Consider the following 20,555-nt stretch of genomic DNA (forward strand, 5'->3'; position numbering starts at 1 on the left):
GTGCACCGGCCGACCGATGTACCCCGCTGGGTGTATCTCCCCGCCGCGGCGGGAGTGCTTTTCGTCGCGCTGCCGCTGCTTGCGATCGCGATCAAGGTCGACTGGCGGCATTTCTGGTCATTGATCGCCAGCCGCGACTCGCGGACGGCGCTGTGGCTCAGCCTGCAAACCGCATCCGCGAGCACGGCACTGTGTGTCCTGTTCGGTGTGCCGATGGCGCTGGTGCTGGCACGCAGCCGGGCGCGGATTGTGCGGGTGCTGCGGCCGTTGATCCTGCTGCCGTTGGTGCTGCCGCCGGTCGTGGGCGGTATCGCGCTGCTGTACGCGTTCGGCCGGTTCGGATTGCTCGGCCAATATTTGGAGGCCGCAGGTCTGCACATTGCCTTCAGCACAACCGCGGTGGTGCTGGCGCAGACCTTCGTCTCGTTGCCCTTTCTGGTGATCTCCCTCGAAGGTGCCGCCCGCACCGCCGGAGCCGACTACGAGCTGGTTGCCGCAACACTGGGAGCTCGCCCGAGCACGATCTGGTGGCGCGTCACGATGCGGCTGCTGCTGCCCGGCATGGCCTCCGGGGCGGTGCTGGCCTTCGCCCGTTCGCTGGGGGAGTTCGGCGCGACCCTGACGTTTGCCGGTTCCCGGCAGGGAGTCACCCGCACCCTGCCCCTGGAGATCTATGTGCAGCGGGTGGACGATCCCGACGCGGCGATCGCACTGTCGCTGCTACTGGTGGCGGTGGCCGCGCTGGTGGTGCTTGGTCTGGGCGCGCGCCGGCTGGCGGGCACGAGGTAGCCGGCCGATGAGCGAGTTGCTGGTGCGTGCCGTCGTCGAGTCACGACGGCTGGACGTGGAATTCACAGTGGCGGCCGGCGAGGTGCTGGCGGTGCTGGGACCCAACGGCGCAGGCAAGTCCACTGCACTGCACGTGATCGCGGGGCTGGTCCGCCCCGACGAAGGTCTGGTGCGGTTGGGGGAGCGGGTGCTGACCGACACCGCGACCGGGCTGCATATGCCGACGCACGAACGCCGCGTTGGGCTGCTGCTGCAGAACCCATTGCTGTTTCCGCACCTGAGCGTGGCCGCCAACGTCGCGTTCGGGCCGCGCAGCCGTCGCCGCGCGATGTTTCGGTCCGGGCGCGCCACGGACACGGCGCTGCGCTGGCTGCGCGAGGTGGACGCCGAACATCTCGCCAACCGCAAGCCGCGCCAACTCTCGGGCGGCCAGGCCCAGCGCGTGGCCATCGCGCGAGCTCTGGCCGCCGAACCAGACGTATTACTCCTGGACGAGCCGCTGACGGGGCTGGATGTCAACGCGGCCGCCTCCATTCGCGCCGTGCTGCGCAGCGTCGTGAGTAGCACCGGCCGCGCGGTCATCCTGATCACCCATGACCTGCTGGACGTATTCACCCTCGCCGATCGGGTAGTGGTGCTCGAGGACGGCAGGATCGCCGAGAGCGGCCCGGTGAGCGATGTCCTCACCGCACCCCGTAGTCCGTTCGGCGCCCGCATCGCGGGGATCAACCTGATCAGCGGGACCATCGCTGCCGACGGCTCCTTGGTCACGTCGTCTGGGCAGCACTGGTATGGCGCTGCGGCCGAAGAGCTCACCCAAGGGCTCGCGGCGGTCGCGGTTTTCGCACCGTCGGCCGTCGCCGTTTATCAAGAGGCACCGCACGGCAGCCCGCGTAACACGATCGAGGTGACTGTGGCCGAACTGGACACCCGCGGGCCCGTCGTCCTGGTCCGCGGAGAAGACCCCCCCGGCGGCGCAGCGGGACCCGCCGCAAGCATCACCGTCGACGCCGCCGCGGAGTTGCGGCTGATGCCGGGTGAGCGGGTGTGGTTCAGCGTCAAGGCTCAGGAAGTGGCGCTGCACCCGGCGCCACACCAAGAGCCGCAGACTCGAGCCGAGACATGAGGGCAGGCCATCCTTGCTTCGCGGCGGTAACACGGTAGGTTCGTCGCCATGCATCAGGTGGACCCGAATTCGACACGTCGCAAAGGACTGTGGGCCGCACTGGCGACCGCCGCGGTGACCAGTGCCAGCGTCGTCACCATCGCGCTGCCGGCAATCGCCAGCGCAGATCCCGAGCCCGAGCCCCCTCCGCCGAGCACGACGGCGGCGCCGGCGCCGGCTCCGGCCACCACGACGGCGGCACCGGCACCGGCACCCCAGCCGAGCACGGCAGCCACCCCGCCGCCGAGCACGCCGGCGGCCCAGCCGGGCGACCCCAACGCGGTACCGCCGCCGCCGCCCGTCGACCCGAACGCGCCCCCGCCTGACCCGAACGCACCCGAACCCGGCCGGGTTACCAACGTCGTCGGCGGATTCAGCTTCGTGGTACCGCCCGGTTGGGTGGAATCGGACGCGTCGCACCTCGACTACGGATCGGCGCTGCTGAGCAAGGTGGCCGGCGATCCGCCGATGCCGGGCCAGGCGCCGGCGGTTGCCAATGACACTCGCATCGTGCTGGGCCGCCTGGACGCAAAGCTCTACGCCAGCGCCGAAACCACCAACCCCAAGGCGGCGGTCCGGCTGGGCTCGGACATGGGTGAATTCTTCATGCCCTACCCCGGCACCCGGATCAACCAGGAAACCGTTCCGCTCAACGCCAACGGGATTTCCGGCAGCGCGTCGTACTACGAAGTCAAGTTCAGCGATCCGTCCAAGCCCAACGGCCAGATCTGGACGGGCGTAGTCGGCGCACCCGCTGCGACCACACCCAACGCCGGCCCCCCACAGCGCTGGTTCGTGGTGTGGCTGGGGACCTCGAACAACCCGGTGGACAAGAACGCGGCCAAGATTCTGGCCGAGTCGATCCGACCCTGGACGCCGCCGCCGGCGCCGGCTCCCGAAGGTGCTCCGGGTGCTCCGGCCCCGGCCCCCGCGCCCGTCGCACCGGCTCCGGCCCCGGGACAGGCCCCGGCCGCAGAGGTCGCGCCAAGCCCGGCCCCGACACCGCAGCGGACCGTACCCGCCTGATTCCGCGCGCCCAGGCGCGCCGAAATCAGCACCCAATTCGTTACGTAAACGGGGTATACCGAAGTCACGGCCCAGTATGTGACCCGGGCTTTGCCAGTGATTGCAAGGAGACCCCATGGACGTCTTGGCAGCTACCGAATACCTAGCCCGCTCGAGCACACTGACCAGCGTCGGCTGGATCGGATACATCATCATCGGCGCCATCGCCGGCTGGATCGCCGGCAAGATCGTCAGGGGTGGCGGCGCCGGCATCCTGATGAATATCGTCATCGGGATCGTCGGTGCGTTGATCGGGGGCTTCTTGTTGAGCTTCTTCGTGAACACCGCGGCAGGTGGCTGGTGGTTCACGTTGTTCACCGCGGTGCTCGGGTCGGTGATCCTGCTCTGGATCGTCGGTATGGTGCGACGGACCTGACCCCGGCGACCGGTGCGCCCCCGGGGGCAGGGCGAGCGGCATGATGGGGTGATGGCGTCGGTGTCGACCACCACAACGATGACCGCGTGGCAGGTCGCTCAACCTGGCCCGATGGAAAGTGGCCCGCTGCAACGGGTTACCACCAAGGTGCCCACGCCAGAGCCGGCTGAACTGTTGGTTGCGGTGCGCGCGTGCGGGGTATGCCGCACCGACCTGCACGTCACCGAGGGCGACCTCCCCGTGCACCGCGACCGGGTGACGCCCGGTCACGAGGTGGTGGGCGAGGTGGTCGAAGTCGGGGCCGACGCCGGCGACGACTTCAAGGCGGGGGACCGGGTAGGCATCGCATGGCTGCGCCATACCTGCGGGCTGTGTGCGTATTGCGTCCGTGGTGACGAAAACCTGTGCCGCCAATCGCGTTACACCGGGTGGGACGCCGACGGTGGATACGCTGAATTCGCAACAGTCCCCGCGGCGTTCGCGCACCACCTGCCGAGCGGTTACAGCGACAGCGAACTTGCCCCGTTGTTGTGCGCCGGCATCATCGGATACCGCTCTTTGCTGCGCGCTGAGTTGCCGCCGGGTGGCCGGCTGGGTTTGTACGGTTTCGGCGGCAGCGCTCACATCACCGCCCAGGTCGCCCTGGCCCAGGGCGCCGAGCTGCACGTGATGACCCGCGGAGACCGCGCACGCGAGCTCGCGCTGGAATTGGGCGCCGCGTCAGCACAGGGCGCCGCCGACCCGCCGCCGGTGCCACTGGACGCCGCGATCCTGTTCGCCCCGGTAGGTGATTTGGTGCTGCCCGCATTGGAAGCACTCGACCGGGGTGGCACCTTGGCGGTAGCGGGAATCCACCTGACCGATATACCGGCGCTGAACTACCAACGGCACTTGTTCCAAGAACGCCAGATTCGCTCGGTCACCTCGAACACCCGTGCCGATGCGCGTGCATTCTTGGATTTCGCTGCTCAGCACCACATCGAGGTCACCACGCCGGAATATCCCCTTGGACATGCCGATCGCGCGCTCAGCGACCTCAGCGCCGGCCGGATTGCCGGCGCCGCCGTGCTGCTGGTGTAGCCGCCCTCAGGTCGACAGGTGCCAGACGAGAGCCGCGGCCAGGGCACCGACGCCGTTGAGCGACCAATGCAGCGCGATCGGCGCAATCAAGCTGCCGCTGCGACGGCGCAGCCAACTGAACACGAATCCGGCTGCCCCGGTGGCCAGCACGGCTAGCGTCACCCCGGCCAGCATGCCGAGCAACCCGCCGCCGAACAGCCGGGTGAAGCCGACGTTGCCACTGGTCAAACCCAACGACGTGGACACATGCCAAAGCCCGAACAGCAGCGAACCGGCCAATGCCACACCGCGGAAGCCCCAGGCCCGGTCCAGCGCACCGTGCAGTACTCCGCGAAACGCCAATTCCTCGGGAATGACCGTTTGCAGCGGAATGATGATCATCGACGCGATAAGTGCGCCCGAGATTGTGGCGTAGTGATTGTTCAGGAACATCGGCCTGGTCATCGGCAGCAGCACGCCGATCCCGATCACCGAAACCACGACGGCGACGGCGGCCAGCGCGTAGCCCATTCCGGATCGCCAGTGTTGCCGGCCCAGACCTAATTCCGCCCAGCCCAGGCCCCGGTATCGGAGCAGGATCACCAGTCCGACGGCGGCGGCGGGGACGGTCGCAACGCTCGCCCACGGCGTGGTGAAGTGCGCAATCAGGTTTGTCGCTACCAGCACGACGACAACCACGGCAATGTCGATGTGGAGCCGGAAACGATCCAGCACGGAAAGCGGCGATACCCGTAGGGGGGTGTCAGCGGCAGCGGTCGCGTCGGGCACTCGGCAAGTTTACCCGCGCCGACCGAATGGCCCGCTGAATTCGATGCTCAACCAGTGCGCTATGCGAGCCGGCGGCGTGCGTAATCCTTGAGTTCGTCCGACAGCGCGTCGGCCGCCAACAGCCGCGGAAGCAACTCGGGTTCGGACATCCTGGCGCGAAAGACAAGCGCGATCGTCACATCATGATCGGGGCGGTGCTCGACGGTGATCGCATCGCCGGCGCTGACTTTTCCGGGTGTAACCACCCGAAAATACGCACCGGGTATGCCGGCCTGGGTAAAGGTTTTGATCCAGTGCCGCACGTTCAGGAATTCCACAAAGGTCCGGCACGGTGTTCTGGGCGCCGAGACTTCGAGCAACAGGCCATCGGTACCGACGCGCCAGCGTTCGCCGATGCGGGCTCGCGTCACCTCGACGCCGAGGGTGGTCAGGTTTTCGCCGAACATTCCGTTGGACAGCGGGCGCTGCAATTCGGCTTCCCATCCATCGAGGTCTTCTCGCGCATAGGCGTAGACAGCCTGATCGTCACCGCCATGGAACTGCCGATTGCCGATGGTGTCGCCGACGAGTCCACTGCCCAGGCCGCCGTGCATCGGGCCGGGCGCGCGCACCGTGACCGCGCCGGTCGCGGCGATCTTGTCGATGCCCGTCAGCGACGACATCGCGCGCGGATCGGGGTTTGTCCGAGGGCGTGCCAAGTTGACCGACAAGACTTTCGCCATCCGCACAGGTTAGCGGTGAATCACGGGTGCTCGCTCCGCTCGTTCGCCTCCCAAGCCCAACAGGTCGGCTCACTCCCGTCACTCACTAACGCTCGCTCCGCTCGTTCGCCTCCCAAGCCCAACGGGTCGGCTCACTCCCGTCACTCACTAACGCTCGCTCTGCGCGTTCGCCTCCCAGGCCCAACGGGTCGGCTCACTCCCGTCACTCACTAACGCTCGCTCCGCTCGTTCGCCTCCCAGGCCCACCCGCTGATCTTCGGGTCGTCCTCGCCGTACTCCCGGGTATAGCGACGCGCCTCGAGGCGAGCGTCGGCCATCCGCTGACGTAGCACGGCAGCCCGCGACGCCAGCCCCTCGACCCGGTCGATCACGTCCATCACCAGATGGAACCGGTCGAGGTCATTGAGCATCACCATGTCGAACGGCGTTGTGGTGGTGCCGCGCTCCTTGAACCCGCGCACATGCATCCCCGCATGGCAGGTGCGACGGTAGCTGAGCCGGTGAATCAGCCACGGGTATCCGTGGTAGGCGAAGATGACCGGCTTGTCGCGGGTGAACAAAGCGTCAAACTCGTTGTCCGGCAAGCCATGCGGATGCTCCGAGGGCGGCTGCAGGCGCATCAGGTCCACCACATTGATCACCCGGACGGCCAAATCGGGCAGTTCACGGCGCAGGATGTCGGCGGCGGCCAACGTCTCTTGGGTGGGGATGTCTCCGGCACATGCGAGCACCACGTCCGGCTCACCGGTAGCGGTGCTCGCCCAGGGCCAAATCCCCAGCCCGCGAGTGCAGTGCGCGATCGCGTCCTCGATCCCGAGATAGGCCAGTGCGGGCTGCTTGCCGGCGACGATGACGTTGATGCAGTCGCGGCTGCGCAGGCAGTGATCGGCCACCGACAACAGTGTGTTCCCATCCGGCGGCAGGTAAACCCGCACGATCTCGGCGCGCTTGTTGGCAACCAGATCAATGAACCCCGGGTCCTGATGCGATGCGCCATTGTGGTCCTGGCGCCACACGTGGGAGCTCAGCAGGTAGGTCAACGACGCGATCGGCCGCCGCCAGGGCAAGTCGCGGCTGGTAGCCAGCCATTTCGCGTGCTGGTTGAGCATTGAGTCGACAATGTGGACGAAGGCCTCGTAGCAGTTGAACAGACCATGGCGCCCGGTCAGTAGGTACCCCTCCAGCCAGCCCTGGCACAAATGCTCGGACAACACTTCCATTACCCGGCCGTCCGGGGCCAGGTGGTCGTCATCGGGCTCGGTCCGCGACAGCCACACCTTGTCCGTCGACTCGAAAACGGGGCTCAACCGGTTGGAGGCGGTCTCGTCGGGTCCCATCAGCCGGAAGCGGTCGGGGTTGCGGACAATCACATCCCGCAGGAAAGTGCCCAGCACCCGAGTGGCCTCGTGCGTCTCGGCAGCTGGGCGTTCGACCCGAACCGCGTAGTCGCGGAAGTCTGGAAGGTCGAGGTCATGCAGCAGCGTGCCGCCGTTGGCGTGCGGATTGGCGCTCATCCGCCGATCACCTCTCGGCGCGGCCGCCTTCAAATCCGAGCGCAGCGCGCCCTGCTCGTCGAACAACTCCTCAGGCCGATAACTGCGTAGCCACGTCTCCAGCTGCGCGCGATGCTCCGGGTTCTCGTGTGTCGCGGCCAGCGGCACCTGATGGGAGCGCCAGGTACCTTCCACGCGATTGCCGTCCACGACCTTCGGCCCCGTCCAGCCCTTGGGCGTACGCAGCACGATCATCGGCCACACCGGCCGCTGCGTCTGCTCGCCGCTGCGTGCGGCCCGCTGAATTGCCGCAATGTCGTCGAACGCGTCGTCAAGGGCGGCCGCCAACTGTTGGTGTACGTCGGTCGGCTCGTCGCCGGTCACGACGATCGGCCGGTACCCATAACCGCGCAACAACGATTCGAGTTCGGTGTCCGGGATGCGGGCCAGCACCGTCGGGTTGGCGATCTTATAGCCGTTGAGGTGCAGGATCGGCAGTACCGCTCCGTCGGTCACCGGGTTGAGGAACTTGTTCGAATGCCAGCTGGCGGACAGGGGTCCGGTCTCGGCTTCGCCGTCGCCGACGACGCAGGCCACCACAAGATCGGGGTTGTCGAACGCGGCGCCGAAGGCATGCACCAGCGCGTAGCCGAGTTCGCCGCCCTCATGGATCGAGCCGGGCGTCTGAGCGGCGACGTGGCTGGGTATGCCGCCCGGGAAGGAAAACTGCCGGAACAGCTTGCGCAACCCTTCGGTGTTCTCCTCGATGCCGGTGTACACCTCGCTGTAGGTCCCCTCGAGGTAGGCGTTGGCGACCAGCCCGGGGCCGCCGTGCCCGGGCCCGGTGACGTAGATGACGTTGGCGTCGCGCTGCCGAATGATGCGGTTGAGGTGGACATAGATGAGGTTGAGACCCGGCGTGGTGCCCCAGTGCCCGAGCAGCCTGGGCTTGACGTGTTCGGCCGCCAGCGGCTGGGCCAGCAGCGGATTATCCAGTAGGTAGATCTGGCCGACCGAAAGGTAGTTGGCCGCGCGCCAGTAGGCGTCGACAAGGCCCAGCTCCTCGTCGGACAAAATCTTCGAAATGCCTTGATTTACAGTCGATGTCGTAGTTTCTGAGCTCATCAGGTACGGCGCCTACTCCTCTTCGCCGCGCGCCCGCGCCTCATACGCACTGCGCTTGGCGACATCGACGTCATCGGTGAAAACATGTTCGCCGCCGAGTATCCGGTTCAGGCCCTCGGCAAACGGGCGGGGCATGAACTTCTGGGAAACCACCATGGCTCCAGCCGCCTTGGTCACCCGCACCCGCGGCCTGGGACGAGCCACCAGCCCGACGATCGCATCCGCAATGTCGGTGGGTTCGGCGTTCTTGAACCCCTTGGCTCCTACGGTGCCGGAGGTCAGTTCGGTGTTGACGAACGTCGGCAACACCATCGAGAACTTCACGCCGGCCCCGCGGTATTCAAGCCGGGCCGAATCAGTGAACGCGATCACCGCGTGTTTGCTCGCACAGTAGGTCGCCAGGCCGACGAGGTGGAGTTCGCCGGCAAGCGAGGCGACGTTGATGACCTGGCCCTTGCCGCGGGGGACCATGCGGGCTACGGCCAGTTTGCTGCCCAGGATCACGCCGTAGACATTGATGTCCAGGATGCGCCGCGTGACGCTGTCCGGTTCGTCGATGATCCGGCCGACCGGCATGATGCCCGCGTTGTTGACCAGGACGTCGATTGGTCCGAGTTGGCGCTCTACTTGATCGAGGAAATCGGAAAACGAATTCTTATCGGTGACATCGAGTTTGCCGTACACATCCAGGCCGAGGTCGGCGCCCGACTCCTTGACCTTAGCCTCGTCGATGTCGCCGATGGCCACCTTGGCGCCCAGGTTGTGCAGTGCGGTCGCAGTGGCCAATCCGATACCCCGGGCACCGCCGGTGATGACGATTACCTTGCCCCGAACTTTGACGCCGATGGATGCCGTGTCTGCCATTGCGCAAGCACACCATCCAACCTCGAGCCCGCGCAACAACGACCGGGGATACTGCGTGGGTGGTGCAGGTGCGCATGGCCGTCGAACAGGACGGGCTTGGCGTGGCCCGGGTGCAGGTCCGATCGTGGCAGTCGGCCTACCGCGGGCTCATCGATCAGAACTACCTCGACGGCCTCACGCCCGAAGGCTGGGCGCGCCGATACACGTTCGGCCGCATTGGGATTGGCCTACCCTCCACCCTGGTCGCCGTCGACGGATCGGCGATCTGCGGTTTGGCGACCACCGGCCTTTGCCGAGACGAGGACCTGGCGAATTTCGGTGAGCTGTTTGCCTTTTACGTCGATCCCGAACATGTGCGCACCGGAGTTGGCCGGCTGCTCATGGCAGCGGCGCGCGACCGGCTGCGCCGTGTGGTCACGCACGCGTCGCTATGGGTGCTGCAGGGAAATGTGCGCGCTCGGCGGTTCTACGAACGCGACGGCTGGACGTTCGACGGGACGCACCGCACGGCGACGTACGGAAGTTCCACGGTGTCCGAAGTGCGTTATCGGGTTACGCCTGTCTAACCTTCGGCCAACGTCAACTGCCACGAGACGCCGAAAGTGTCGTTAACCCAACCGAATTTGGGACTGAAGTCATACGCACTCAATGGCATCAAGACTTGCCCACCCTCAGCCAAAGCGCGATACAGCCGCTCGATCTCATCGTCTGAATCGCACTGCACGTACAGCGACATCGACGGTGTGAACGTGAAGGGTGGGAGGCAGGGCTGTCGATGCACATGAACTGCTGGCCCGCCAGTGCGAACGTGGCGTGTTGGACCGTCCCCTCCCGCCCTGCCTCACCCGGGCCATACCGCGTCATCGTCTGAATCCCGGAATCGGCGAACAGCGATGTGTAAAACCGCATCGCCGCTTCGGCTTTGCCCTCGAACATCAAAAAGGTCGTGATTTTCTGCAGCGTTGCCAATAGGACCCCCGGGTGCCTGCCAAAACCTGCTCGTCGCAGCCTACGGTATGCAAGGTGACGGACAGGTTGCTGGACGCGGTGCGCGTGCTGGACTTGGCCGACGGCGATGCCGCAGCGGTAACCCGCGTGCTTGCCGACCTGGGGGCTGACGTCCTCAAGGTGGAACCTCCCGGGGGTAGCGCCACACGTGCGGCGGCGCCGACGTTGGCCGGCGCCAGCGTCTCGTTCGCCGTGCACAACGCCAACAAGCGCAGCGCGGTGCTCGACCCGCACGACGAAGAGGACCGCCGCCGGTTCCTCAGCCTGGCCCAAACCGCGGATATCGTTGTCGACAGCGGACTTCCGGGACAAGCCGCGACATTTGGAACATCGTGTGCCGCGCTGGCCGATCGCTATGACCACCTCGTGGTGCTGTCGGTGACCGACTTCGGCACAACCGGTCCGCGGTCCACTTGGCGAGCCACCGATGCCGTCCTGTACGCGATGTCCGGCTCGCTGGCGCGCTCCGGTCCCACCCACGGCACCCCGGTGCTGCCGCCCGACGGCATCGCGTCGGCAACCGCGGCCGCCCAGGCCACCTGGGCCGTGTTGGTCGCCTACTACAACAGATTACGTTGCGGCACAGGCGATTACATTGACTTTTCGCGTTTCGACGCGGTGGTGATGGCACTTGATCCACCGTTCGGGTCGCACGGACAGGTCGCGGCCGGCGTCACGAGCACCACGCCGTGGCGTGGACGTCCGCAGAATCAGGACGCGTACCCCATATACGCCTGCCGGGACGGCTACGTCCGGTTATGCGTGATGGCACCGCGCCAGTGGCGCGGCCTGCGCCGCTGGCTGGGGGAGCCAGAACAGTTCCAGGACCCCGATTACGATCTGATCGGCGCCCGGCTGGCCGCATGGCCGCAGATCAGTGTGCTGGTCGAGGCGTTGTTTGCCGGCCAGACGATGAAGGAGTTGGTGGCTGCCGGGCAGGCCCATGGAGTCCCGATCGCCGCGGTACTGACGCCGGCCCGGATTCTGGCTTCCGAGCACTTCCAGGCGGTGGGCGCCACTACCGATGCCGAACTGGCCCCCGGCGTGCACACCACCGTGCCGACAGGATATTTCGTCGTCGACGGACGGCACTCGGGCTTGCGCACGCCAGCCCCCGCGGCCGGCCATGACGACCCGCAGTGGCGTGCCGGGCCGGCGCCGGTGCCCCCACCCTCGGGCAGGGTCGACGGCTATCCGTTTGCCGGGCTGCGAATCCTGGACCTGGGCATCATCATCGCCGGAGGCGAGGTGGGCCGATTGTTCGGCGACATGGGCGCCGAGATCATCAAGATCGAAAGCGCCGAGTATCCCGACGGATTGCGCCAGGCCCGCATCGGCGATGCGATGAGCGACTCATTCGCCCGTACCCACCGCAATCACCTCGGCTTGGGTTTGGATCTGCGCAGCGATCGGGGCAAGGAGATCTTCGGCCGGCTGGTCGCCGAGGCCGACGCGGTCTTGATCAATTTCAAGCCGGGAACCCTTGCCAAACTTGGGTTTTCCTACGACGCGCTGCATGCCCTCAATCCGCGCATCGTACTGGCGGGCAGCAGCGCGTTCGGACACCGCGGTCCGTGGACCAACCGACTGGGCTACGGTCCGTTGGTCCGCGCCACCACCGGCGTCACCCGGCGGTGGACCTCCGAGGAAGCGCCGCCGGAGAACGCCAGGCACGCCTTCTACGACGCCACGACGATCTTTCCCGACCACGTCGTCGGGCGGATCACCGCTATCGGCGCGCTGGCGGCACTGATCCACCGCGACCGAACCGGCGCCGGGGCCAACGTGCACGTGTCACAGGCCGAGGTCGTCGTCAATCAGCTGGACACCCTGTTCGTCACCGAGGCCGCGATGGCGGCCGGGGTCGCCGAAGTTCGCGACGACACCAGCGTGCACGCCGTCTACCCGTGCGCCGGCGATGACGAATGGTGCGTCATCTCCATCCGGTCCGACGGCGACTGGCGTTGCGCGACAACGGTTCTCAATCGCCCCACGCTGGCCGACGACCCGCGTTTCAGCAATGGTGCAGCGCGGATGGCCAACCGCGGAGAGTTGGTTGCGCTGCTCTCGGCGTGGACCCGCACCCGCACCCCGGTCCAGGTCGCCGAGGCTATGCAGGCGCCCGGAGTACCCGCCGGACCAATGAACCGTCCGCCAGACATCCTCGCCGACCCGCAGCTGACCACACGAAAAGTGTTGCGCGACATGACACATCCGCTCATCGACCACGCACTGCCGGCCGAGACGAGGCCGGCCCCGTTTCGCCATATCCCGCCGGCACCGGTACGTCCGGCGCCGCTGCCCGGTCAGGACACCCGCGATATCTGCCGCACGCTGCTGGGGATGAGCGCCGAACAAATCGAGCGGCTGATCAGCAGCCGCGTGCTGTTCAGCTCACCCTCCACGGGCAGCACCCGGCCCAATCCATAGGCACGCTATGTTAAAGCCATGCCCGTAGACCCCAGGACACCGGTGCTGATCGGCTACGGCCAGGTCAACCATCGCGACGAGATCAAACCCGCAACTGCGTCCGTCGAACCGGTCGACCTCATGGTCGCCGCAGCTCAGCAAGCCGCTGGGCCGCAGGTGCTGGAGGCGGTGGACTCCATCCGCGTGGTGCACATGCTCTCGGCGCACTACCGAAACCCCGGATACCTGCTCGGCCAGCGCCTCAACGTCAAGAGTTTCATCGCCAGCTACAGCAGTGTCGGCGGCAACACCCCACAGTCGCTGGTCAACCAGGCGTGCTTGGACATCCAGCAGGGGCGAGCCGGTGTGGTGCTGATCTCGGGCGCTGAAACCTGGCGCACCCGGACCGGGCTGAAGAAGATGGGCGCCCGGCTGGTGTGGACCGAGCAGGACGATTCCGTGCCGCTGCCCGAGGTTGCCGGTGACGACGTGCCGATGGCCGGTGACGCCGAACTCAAGATAAAACTGGACCGCCCCGCCTACGTGTATCCGCTGTTCGAGCAGGCGCTGCGAATCGCCAACGGCGAGGCGATCGAGGACCACGGCAAGCGCGTGGGTGAGCTGTGGGCACGCTTCAACGCCGTGGCGGTCAACAATCCGAACGCGTGGATCCGTAAGCCGCTGACCGCCGCGGAGATCTGGCAACCCGGGCCGCAGAACCGGATGATCAGCTGGCCGTACACCAAGCTGATGAACTCCAACAACATGGTCGACCAGGGTGCCGCGCTGGTCCTGACTTCCGTCGAGCAGGCCACCCGTTTGAAGGTCCCCGCCGAGCGGTGGGTGTACCCACTGGCCGGCACCGACGCACACGACACCCCTGCCATCGCCGAGCGCGCCGAGCTGCATCGCTCCGCGGCCATTCGCATCGGCGGTGCTCGCGCGCTGGCATTGGCCGGCCTGGGTATCGACGACGTCGACTACGTCGACCTGTACTCGTGCTTCCCGTCTGCGGTCCAGGTCGCCGCGGGCGAGCTCGGCCTGGCCACCGACGATCCCCACCGCCCCTTGACCGTCACCGGCGGGCTGACCTTCGCCGGCGGGCCGTGGAGCAACTACGTCACGCACTCCATCGCCACCATGGCCGAACTGCTGGCCGCCAACCCCGGGCGGCGGGGCCTGATCACCGCTAACGGCGGCTACCTGACCAAACACAGCTTCGGCGTCTACAGCACCGAACCGGCCAGAGACTGCGAATTCCGCTGGGAAGATGTCCAACCGGCGGTCGACCGTGAGCCCACGACGCAGAGCGTTCTCGATTGGGACGGCATGGGCACCGTCGAAGCGTGGACTACGCCGTTCAATCGGGACGGCCAGCCCGAGAAGGCGTTCCTGGCCGTCCGCACGCCGGACGGTTCCCGCGCGCTGGCGGTGATCACCGACCCCGCCTCGGCCGCGGCTACGGTCACCGACGACATCGCCGGTACAAAGGTTGCCGTCGCCGCCGACGGCACCGCGGTGCTGCCGTAACCACGGCCGCGGGGAAACCCTGCGGCAAGATCACGGTTAAGGTCACGTTCAAGCGTCAACAGTCGCGGAGCAACACCTACGTGCCTATTGTCGTAAGAAGACGTTGGGGGAGGTGAGCCAACTGCAGGTCCTGGTTACCGACGCCACCGGCACTGTCGGGCGGTTGGTCACACGCCAATTGATCGCGGCCGGTCATACGGTCAGCGGGATAGCCCAGCGCAGGCACGACAACCTGGACGCAGGGGTTGATTTTGTTTGCGCGTCGCTGCGCGACCCGGTGCTGCTCGAGTTAGCCGCCGAGGCCGATGCGGTGATCCATCTGGCGCCACTCGACGGCAACGCACCGGGCGGCGCCGGCATCAACGGCGTGGCCCATGTGGCCAACGCCGCCGCCCGGGCCGGCGCCCGTCTGCTGTTCGTATCCCAGGCCGCGGGCCGGCCGGATCTGTACCGGCAGGCCGAGACGCTGGTGTCCACCGGATGGGCGCCCGGATTGATCGTGCGCATCGCCCCGCCGGTCGGCCGCCAGCTCGACTGGATGGTGTGCCGCACGGTGGCCACGCTGATGCGCAACAAAGTCTCAGCACAGCCCATGCGCGTGTTGCACCTCGATGACCTGGTGCGCTTCCTGGTTTTGGCGGTGAGCACCGACCGCACCGGAGTAGTGGATCTGGCCACCCCGGACACTACAAATGTGGTCACCGCGTGGCGGTTGCTGCGATCGGTGGACCCGCGCCTGCGGCTGCACGGCGCCCGCGGCTGGACGAAGCTGATTCCTCAGCTGGATATCACTGCTGCCCAAGAGGTTTGGGGCTTTGAGTACGGCTGGCAGGCGTTGGACGCGATTATCGACACCGGCCGGGGCCTGGTCGGGCGCAAGCTCGAACCGGCGGGCGCGATCGCCGGGTCAGGCCAGCTGGCGCTTCCAGTGGAGGCCGTTCCGCGCTTCGCGCCGTCCGACGGTGCGCCGCTGAGCAGTGCGGCACCCGACGGCCTCGAGGGTGAATTCGACGACCGGATCGATCCGCGGTTCCCGGTCTTCAGCGCGGCCAGCCTTGCCGAAGCGCTACCGGGACCGCTCACTCCGATCACACTGGACGTCCAATTGGGCGGGCTGCGTGCGGCCGGCCGGGCCATGGGTCAGGTGCTTGCCCTTGGCGACGTGGTTGCCGACGAGTGGGCCAGCAGAGCCATCGCGGTGTTCGGTCACCGCCCCTACGTCGGGGTGTCGGCCAACATCGTCGCGGCGGCCCAACTGCCCGGCTGGGACGAGCAGGCTGTCACGCAGCGCTCCCTGGGCGCGCAACCGCAAACCACGGATCTGCTGCCGCTGGGTCGACCGCACCTGGCGGACGGGGCGCTCGGATCGGTGGCCAAGGTCGTCGTGACAGCCCGGTCGCTGGCGCTGCTGCGCCATCTGCGCTCCGATACCCAGGATTACGTTGCCGCGGCCACGGCCGAGCAGCTGGGTGCCGAACAGCTCACCTCGCTACCCAACGCCGGCCTCGAAGTACGAATACGACTGCTACGGGACCGAATTCACCAGGGCTGGATCCTGACGGCGCTGTGGGTGATCGACACCGGCGTCACCGCGGCAACGCTGGAGCACACCCGCGCCGCAGCCGGCGTATCCGGAGTCGGTGTGATCATGGAAAGCGGTCGCATCGCGGACCAGACCGCGGCGCTGGCAGCGGCATTGCGCGCCGACCCGCTGTTGTGCACGTTGGGCGGAGAAGGCAATGTCGCCAGCATCCGGGCGTTGTCACCGGCCGCCGCCGCGGCACTCGATGCCGCCGTCGCTCAGCTCGGACACCGTGGCCGCGGCGAAGCCGAGCTGGCGAATCCGACTTTCGGCGACGACCCGGCGCTGCTACTGATCACGGCCGCCGAAGCCGCCGCCGCACCGCCGGCGCCGGCGCCGCCGGCAAAGTTGTCCCAGCGAATGGCGACCAACGCCCGAAATTCCCGGGAACTTGCCCACGACACCACCATCCGGTTCACTCATGAGCTCCGAAAGACATTGCGCGAGTTGGGGTCTCGACATGTTGCGGCAGACCTGATCGACGCGGTCGACGATGTGTACTACCTGACCTGCGATGAACTCGTCACGGTACCGGCCGACGCCCGGCTGCGAATCAAGCGCCGCCGCACCGAGCGGGAGCGCCTGCAGGCGCAGCACCCGCCCGACATCATCGACCACACCTGGGATCCCTCCGCCTAGCGGTCAATCCATCAATTCCGAAAGCGGCGCCTGCGGATCGGCCAACCGCTCGGCGTCGACGGATGCCCTCGTCCGGATCAGGGCTTTGACGTCGTCGAGCACATCCCAGATGTTCACGTTCATCCCGGCCAGCACCCGGCTATCGCCGTCGAGCCAGAAGGCAACGAACTCGCGCTTGGCGACATCACCGCGGAATACCACCCGGTCGAAGCTGGGCGCATACCCGGCATATTCCATCCCGAGGTCGTACTGGTCGGTGAAGAAGTACGGCAGTTCGCCGTATTCCCCTGGCGTGCCCAGCATCCCGGCCACCGCCACCGCTGGTTGCTTGAGCGCATTGGCCCAGTGTTCGGTACGGATCCGGGTGCCGAACAGCGGATGCCGCGCGGCAGCGATGTCGCCGACCGCATAGATATCGGGGTCGCTGGTACGCAACGACGCGTCGACGAGTACACCGCCTTCGCCCAACGACAGGCCGGCGCGTTCGGCCAGTTCGACATTCGGCTTGGCGCCGACGGCCACCAGCACCGCATCGGCACCGATCTGCGAGCCGTCGGCTAGCCGCAGCCCGGTCGCCTTGCCGCTCTGGGTAGAGATCTCCTCGACCTGGGCCCCCAGCCGCAAGTCCACACCGTGCTCGCGATGCAGAGTGGCGAAGATTTCGCCGACCTGCTCACCGAGCGCGGCCAGCAGCGGTTGTGGGGCGGCCTCCACGACGGTCACATTCACGCCCCGCTGACGGGCACCGGCGGCCACCTCCAGGCCGATCCAGCCGGCGCCTACCACCGCCAGCGAAGAGCCTTCGGCCAGAACGGAATTCAGTGCCGCCGCGTCGTCATAGTGGCGCAGGTAGTGGACACCTGACGCGTCGGATCCGGGGATCGACGGGCGGCGCGAGGCCGACCCGGTGGCCAGCAGTAGCTTGTCGTAGCGCAGCGTGCTGTCGTCGGCCAGCCCGACGGTGTGCGCCGCGGGATCCACCGACGTCGCACGCGTGCTCAATCTCAGGTCGACATCGTGGACGCGGTACCAGTCGGAGTCACGCACGGTGAAATCGGCCAGGGTCTTCTTACCGGCCAGATATTCCTTGGACAGCGGCGGGCGTTCGTAAGGCAGGTATTCCTCGTCGGCGACGAGAACAACCTGACCGTCGAAGTTGTTGTCCCGCAGCGCTTCTACGGCTTTGGCCCCGGCAAGTCCGCCGCCGACGATGACGAATGTTGTGGAGCTACTCATAATCCCACCCTACTTACCTCACAAGTTCGCGCAATGACAACGCATTACGCACAGCGTGGCCGCCCAGGTCGTTGTTGAAGTACACCCACACATCGCGGCCTTCGCCGTCCCACCCGGTGATGCGTTCGGCCCACCACCGCAGGTCATCAGACGTGTACGAACCGGTGTACATCGTCGCCGGCTCGGGTCCGTGCATGCGCACATACACCTGGTCGGTGGTGGCGCACGGCACACATACCAGACCTGCGCCGCTCATCACGACGTACGCGGCCCGGTGATTTTCCAGCAGCGTGTATACCGCAGGGGCGTTCCAGGACGGGTGCCGAAGCTCCACGGCTACCCGGATGGCAGCCGGTACGCCGCGCAGGAAGGAATCCAACCGGGCGTCATCGCGCTGCTGCTCGGGATGCAGCTGCACCAGCAACATCCCGTGCCGATCACCCAACAGCTGCCAGCACTGTGCGAATCGTTCGATCCACGGTTCGGGTGATGCCAGCCTTCGATAGTGGGTGAGTCCGCGATGCGCCTTGACCGACATGGTGAACCCGTCTGGCAACTGGTTGCGCCAACCGACGAACGTCGAATCCCGGGGCCAGCGATAGAAGCTGGCGTTCAACTCGACGGTGTCGAACACCTCGATGTAGCGCAGTAGCCGGCGTGCGGCCGGCAGCCCCGGCGGGTAGAGCACGTCGGCCCAGTGGTTGTAGGACCATCCCGACGTTCCAATCCGAACTGCCATCGTCGCTCAACCGGTCAGCTGCCGGCGCACGTCGTCGTCCAGCGACGCACGCACCAGCGCGGCGGCCAGGCGAGCATTGGTCCGCGGCGCCAGGGCAGAAAGCTTGGCCGGGTCGGTCGGCAGGCCCAACTGCTTCGCCGCAGCGGTGGCCCGGCCGTCGAAATGCGGGCGCACCCACGGCCACACGTCCTGCACCTCGCGCAGAAATATATCGGCACCGGTGTCGCCAATTCCCTTGAACTGCTTGAGGATTCGAACGGCCTGCTTCGGATCGCGGTCGCTACGCCGAGCGACTTCGCGCAGGTCTGCGCCGAACTCGTCGCGCACCGAAGCGGCGATGTCAGTGAGCCGGGTGGCCGAGCTTTCGTCGTAGCGCACGTAGTGAGCGCGGCCAAATGCATCGATCATGGTGCGGCGGTCGGATTCCAGCACGGCTTTGGGTGTGCTCAGCCCCGCCTGGAACAGCTCTCGTGCCGCACGCGTGGCGATCGCGGCGTCGATGGGTTTGCTGGCCAGCATGCACAGCGCCAACAGCTGAAACAACGGCATGGGCGTGTCTTTCAGCCGGATCCCCGCCTCAACGGCATATGTAGTACCGGCGATATCGAGCAGTCGTCGCACTTGTCGCTCGGGCTTGTCCATGAGCGCCGCGTACCCGCAGCGCCCGGTCACAAACCGGACGACCTCATTTGGCGGGCAGGCTGACGACGTACTTCGCGGCGCATGCCACCCACCCCTCGAGCTGCCGTTTGGTTCTCACTCCCTCGGCGGCGATGCGCAACCACCCGCGCGTTTCCCGGCCGGCCATCACCATTGGGCTGACGTGGGCCCGGCCCAGCAGCCTGTCGGTGTCCTCGGGCGGCACCCGCACCAGAAGTCCGCCCTGGCCGCTGGCGGCCACGGCCAGGTGCCCGCCGATAAGGAACGCGAGCCCGCCGAGCATCCGCTTTTCGTCGACCCCGGTCTGCGACGCCAGCAGCTCGCGGATCCGCTCGACCAGATCGGTGTCGTAAGCCATGCGGTGTCAGTCCAGATCGACGCGGATGGTGAGCAGGTCGGTGCCCATGGTCCGGACGCCGACGCCGTTGAAGCGGGGCAGGCTGCGCAACCGCTGCCATGGATCGTCGTCGGGCAACAAGTGCGCGGTGCCGCTGCGCCAGGTGCCACCGACGCGCACGCGTACCGCCGGGTTGGCCTTGATGTTGTAGACGTAATCCGAATGGTCGCCGTGTTCGGAGACCATCCAGAACTGGTTGTCGATGACCTTGCCGCCGACCGCGGTGCGCCGCGGTTGACCTGACTTACGCCCGGTCGTTTCCAGCAGAGTCCCCGGCAACTGCCGCCCGAGCGGATTGGCCACCAGCCGTTGGACGCGATGGACGAAAGCTCGTTTCAGGTCTCGAAGGTCGGTCATATTCCGATTCTGCCCGTCGAGCCCGACAAAGATAGACGCCGCCACGCGGTGACGGCGCCTATCCGGCTACCTGCTAGGTCGCGTACGGAACGAACGGACCGCCGGGCACGAAGACGCCCCAGGCTGAGACCTGCGGGTTCCAGACGACCGGGTAGGCCACCACCGAATTGGGCGGCATCCAGGTGGCGGGCAGCCCATATCCGACCGGGTCGTTGTAGTGCCCCGGCGGGGGAGCGCCACGCTGTCCGGGCGGTAGCGGAGTGCCCGGCCCATTGCAGTTGACCCCCGGGCCGCCCGTGCAAATCGGTGCGGGCGGCGGAACCGGGTCATTGGGGTCGGCTTGTGCGAACCCGGCACCCAACGCGAGCGCTCCGGACGCCAACCCCCCGGCGATCGCGGCGCTGGCCGCGAATTTCTTCAATTTCATGGTGAACTCCTTTTCGAGCAGCGTGGCTGTTCGTACGGAAAACCCCCCGATCACCCCGGTTACCCCGGCGGCGAAAGCCAAAACACGGCTACGTCAACTCAGCTGTTGATCGCTTGAAAAAGCC

20 protein-coding genes and 1 pseudogene are annotated in these 20,555 nt (G+C 66.9%); 9 read left to right on the forward strand and 12 right to left on the reverse strand.

The annotated features are described in order from the left end of the window. From BST12_RS02385 to BST12_RS02405, 5 genes are all read left to right on the forward strand, one after another. On the forward strand, positions 1 to 789 hold the full coding sequence (locus BST12_RS02385) for an ABC transporter permease (protein WP_083111395.1): 789 nt from the start codon (positions 1 to 3) through the stop codon (positions 787 to 789). A gap of 7 nt (positions 790 to 796) precedes the next feature. Beyond that, positions 797 to 1,915, forward strand: coding sequence for a sulfate/molybdate ABC transporter ATP-binding protein (locus tag BST12_RS02390; RefSeq protein WP_083111396.1), 1,119 nt, complete (start codon positions 797 to 799; stop codon positions 1,913 to 1,915). A 48-nt stretch (positions 1,916 to 1,963) separates the two neighbouring features. Continuing rightward, positions 1,964 to 2,980, forward strand: coding sequence for an alanine and proline-rich secreted protein Apa (locus BST12_RS02395; protein WP_083111397.1), 1,017 nt, complete (start codon positions 1,964 to 1,966; stop codon positions 2,978 to 2,980). Between the two features lie 115 nt (positions 2,981 to 3,095). Next, positions 3,096 to 3,395, forward strand: coding sequence for a GlsB/YeaQ/YmgE family stress response membrane protein (locus BST12_RS02400; protein ID WP_083111398.1), 300 nt, complete (start codon positions 3,096 to 3,098; stop codon positions 3,393 to 3,395). A 51-nt stretch (positions 3,396 to 3,446) separates the two neighbouring features. After that, positions 3,447 to 4,475 carry a zinc-binding alcohol dehydrogenase family protein gene (locus BST12_RS02405; RefSeq protein ID WP_083111467.1) on the forward strand — a complete coding sequence of 343 codons (1,029 nt, stop codon included), beginning with the start codon at positions 3,447 to 3,449 and terminating at the stop codon, positions 4,473 to 4,475. A 6-nt stretch (positions 4,476 to 4,481) separates the two neighbouring features. On the opposite strand, the gene BST12_RS02410 is transcribed toward BST12_RS02405, so the two are convergent. The 4 genes from BST12_RS02410 to BST12_RS02425 form a co-directional block, all read right to left on the reverse strand. Beyond that, entirely contained in the window at positions 4,482 to 5,243 is a 762-nt protein-coding gene (locus BST12_RS02410) for a CPBP family intramembrane glutamic endopeptidase (protein WP_083111399.1), read from the reverse strand. Between the two features lie 59 nt (positions 5,244 to 5,302). Beyond that, complete coding sequence (locus tag BST12_RS02415; RefSeq protein ID WP_083111400.1) at positions 5,303 to 5,965, reverse strand: MOSC domain-containing protein; 663 nt, start codon at positions 5,963 to 5,965, stop codon at positions 5,303 to 5,305. 209 nt (positions 5,966 to 6,174) lie between these two features. Beyond that, the gene (locus BST12_RS02420) at positions 6,175 to 8,583 is read right to left on the reverse strand and encodes a phosphoketolase family protein (protein WP_083111401.1); all 2,409 of its coding nucleotides are present in this window, start codon (positions 8,581 to 8,583) and stop codon (positions 6,175 to 6,177) included. 12 nt (positions 8,584 to 8,595) lie between these two features. Next, positions 8,596 to 9,447 (reverse strand): SDR family oxidoreductase, encoded by an 852-nt coding sequence (locus BST12_RS02425; RefSeq protein ID WP_083111402.1) that lies wholly within the window; start codon positions 9,445 to 9,447, stop codon positions 8,596 to 8,598. A 59-nt stretch (positions 9,448 to 9,506) separates the two neighbouring features. On the opposite strand from BST12_RS02425, the gene BST12_RS02430 reads away from it, so the two are divergent. After that, positions 9,507 to 10,013: a GNAT family N-acetyltransferase gene (locus BST12_RS02430; protein WP_083111403.1), complete on the forward strand. Its 507-nt coding sequence runs from the start codon at positions 9,507 to 9,509 to the stop codon at positions 10,011 to 10,013. Here the strand turns inward: BST12_RS02430 and BST12_RS34565 are convergent. Further along, positions 10,010 to 10,228, reverse strand: a complete 219-nt coding sequence (locus BST12_RS34565) for a VOC family protein (RefSeq protein ID WP_425437384.1) — start codon at positions 10,226 to 10,228, stop codon at positions 10,010 to 10,012. The two genes, BST12_RS02430 and BST12_RS34565, sit on opposite strands and share 4 nt — an antisense overlap. Continuing rightward, positions 10,225 to 10,416: pseudogene (locus BST12_RS34780) on the reverse strand (VOC family protein); the annotation flags it as partial. The gene BST12_RS34565 and the pseudogene BST12_RS34780, both read right to left, overlap by 4 nt. A gap of 54 nt (positions 10,417 to 10,470) precedes the next feature. Between BST12_RS34780 and BST12_RS02440 the strand changes: the two are divergent. From BST12_RS02440 to BST12_RS02450, 3 genes are all read left to right on the forward strand, one after another. After that, entirely contained in the window at positions 10,471 to 12,885 is a 2,415-nt protein-coding gene (locus tag BST12_RS02440) for a CoA transferase (RefSeq protein WP_083111404.1), read from the forward strand. An 18-nt stretch (positions 12,886 to 12,903) separates the two neighbouring features. After that, a complete protein-coding gene (locus BST12_RS02445; protein WP_083111405.1) occupies positions 12,904 to 14,394 on the forward strand; it encodes an acetyl-CoA acetyltransferase in 1,491 nt (496 codons plus the stop codon). A gap of 121 nt (positions 14,395 to 14,515) precedes the next feature. Beyond that, positions 14,516 to 16,615 (forward strand): NAD-dependent epimerase/dehydratase family protein, encoded by a 2,100-nt coding sequence (locus BST12_RS02450; RefSeq protein ID WP_083111468.1) that lies wholly within the window; start codon positions 14,516 to 14,518, stop codon positions 16,613 to 16,615. A 3-nt stretch (positions 16,616 to 16,618) separates the two neighbouring features. On the opposite strand, the gene BST12_RS02455 is transcribed toward BST12_RS02450, so the two are convergent. The 6 genes from BST12_RS02455 to BST12_RS02480 all read right to left on the reverse strand — a co-directional run bounded on the left by BST12_RS02455 (position 16,619) and on the right by BST12_RS02480 (position 20,431). Continuing rightward, the gene (locus BST12_RS02455; RefSeq protein ID WP_083111406.1) at positions 16,619 to 17,851 is read right to left on the reverse strand and encodes an NAD(P)/FAD-dependent oxidoreductase; all 1,233 of its coding nucleotides are present in this window, start codon (positions 17,849 to 17,851) and stop codon (positions 16,619 to 16,621) included. 13 nt (positions 17,852 to 17,864) lie between these two features. Beyond that, positions 17,865 to 18,590, reverse strand: coding sequence for a DUF72 domain-containing protein (locus BST12_RS02460; RefSeq protein ID WP_083111407.1), 726 nt, complete (start codon positions 18,588 to 18,590; stop codon positions 17,865 to 17,867). Between the two features lie 6 nt (positions 18,591 to 18,596). Continuing rightward, a complete protein-coding gene (locus BST12_RS02465; protein WP_083111408.1) occupies positions 18,597 to 19,232 on the reverse strand; it encodes an HhH-GDP family DNA glycosylase in 636 nt (211 codons plus the stop codon). 43 nt (positions 19,233 to 19,275) lie between these two features. Then, a complete protein-coding gene (locus tag BST12_RS02470; RefSeq protein WP_083111409.1) occupies positions 19,276 to 19,608 on the reverse strand; it encodes a TfoX/Sxy family protein in 333 nt (110 codons plus the stop codon). A 6-nt stretch (positions 19,609 to 19,614) separates the two neighbouring features. After that, a complete protein-coding gene (locus BST12_RS02475) occupies positions 19,615 to 20,004 on the reverse strand; it encodes a nitroreductase family deazaflavin-dependent oxidoreductase (RefSeq protein WP_083111410.1) in 390 nt (129 codons plus the stop codon). A 73-nt stretch (positions 20,005 to 20,077) separates the two neighbouring features. Further along, a complete protein-coding gene (locus BST12_RS02480) occupies positions 20,078 to 20,431 on the reverse strand; it encodes a hypothetical protein (protein WP_245850016.1) in 354 nt (117 codons plus the stop codon). Positions 20,432 to 20,555 lie beyond the last annotated feature (124 nt).

The sequence above is a fragment of the Mycobacterium angelicum genome, from assembly GCF_002086155.1.
In the GTDB taxonomy this organism is placed as follows: Bacteria; Actinomycetota; Actinomycetes; order Mycobacteriales; family Mycobacteriaceae; genus Mycobacterium; species Mycobacterium angelicum.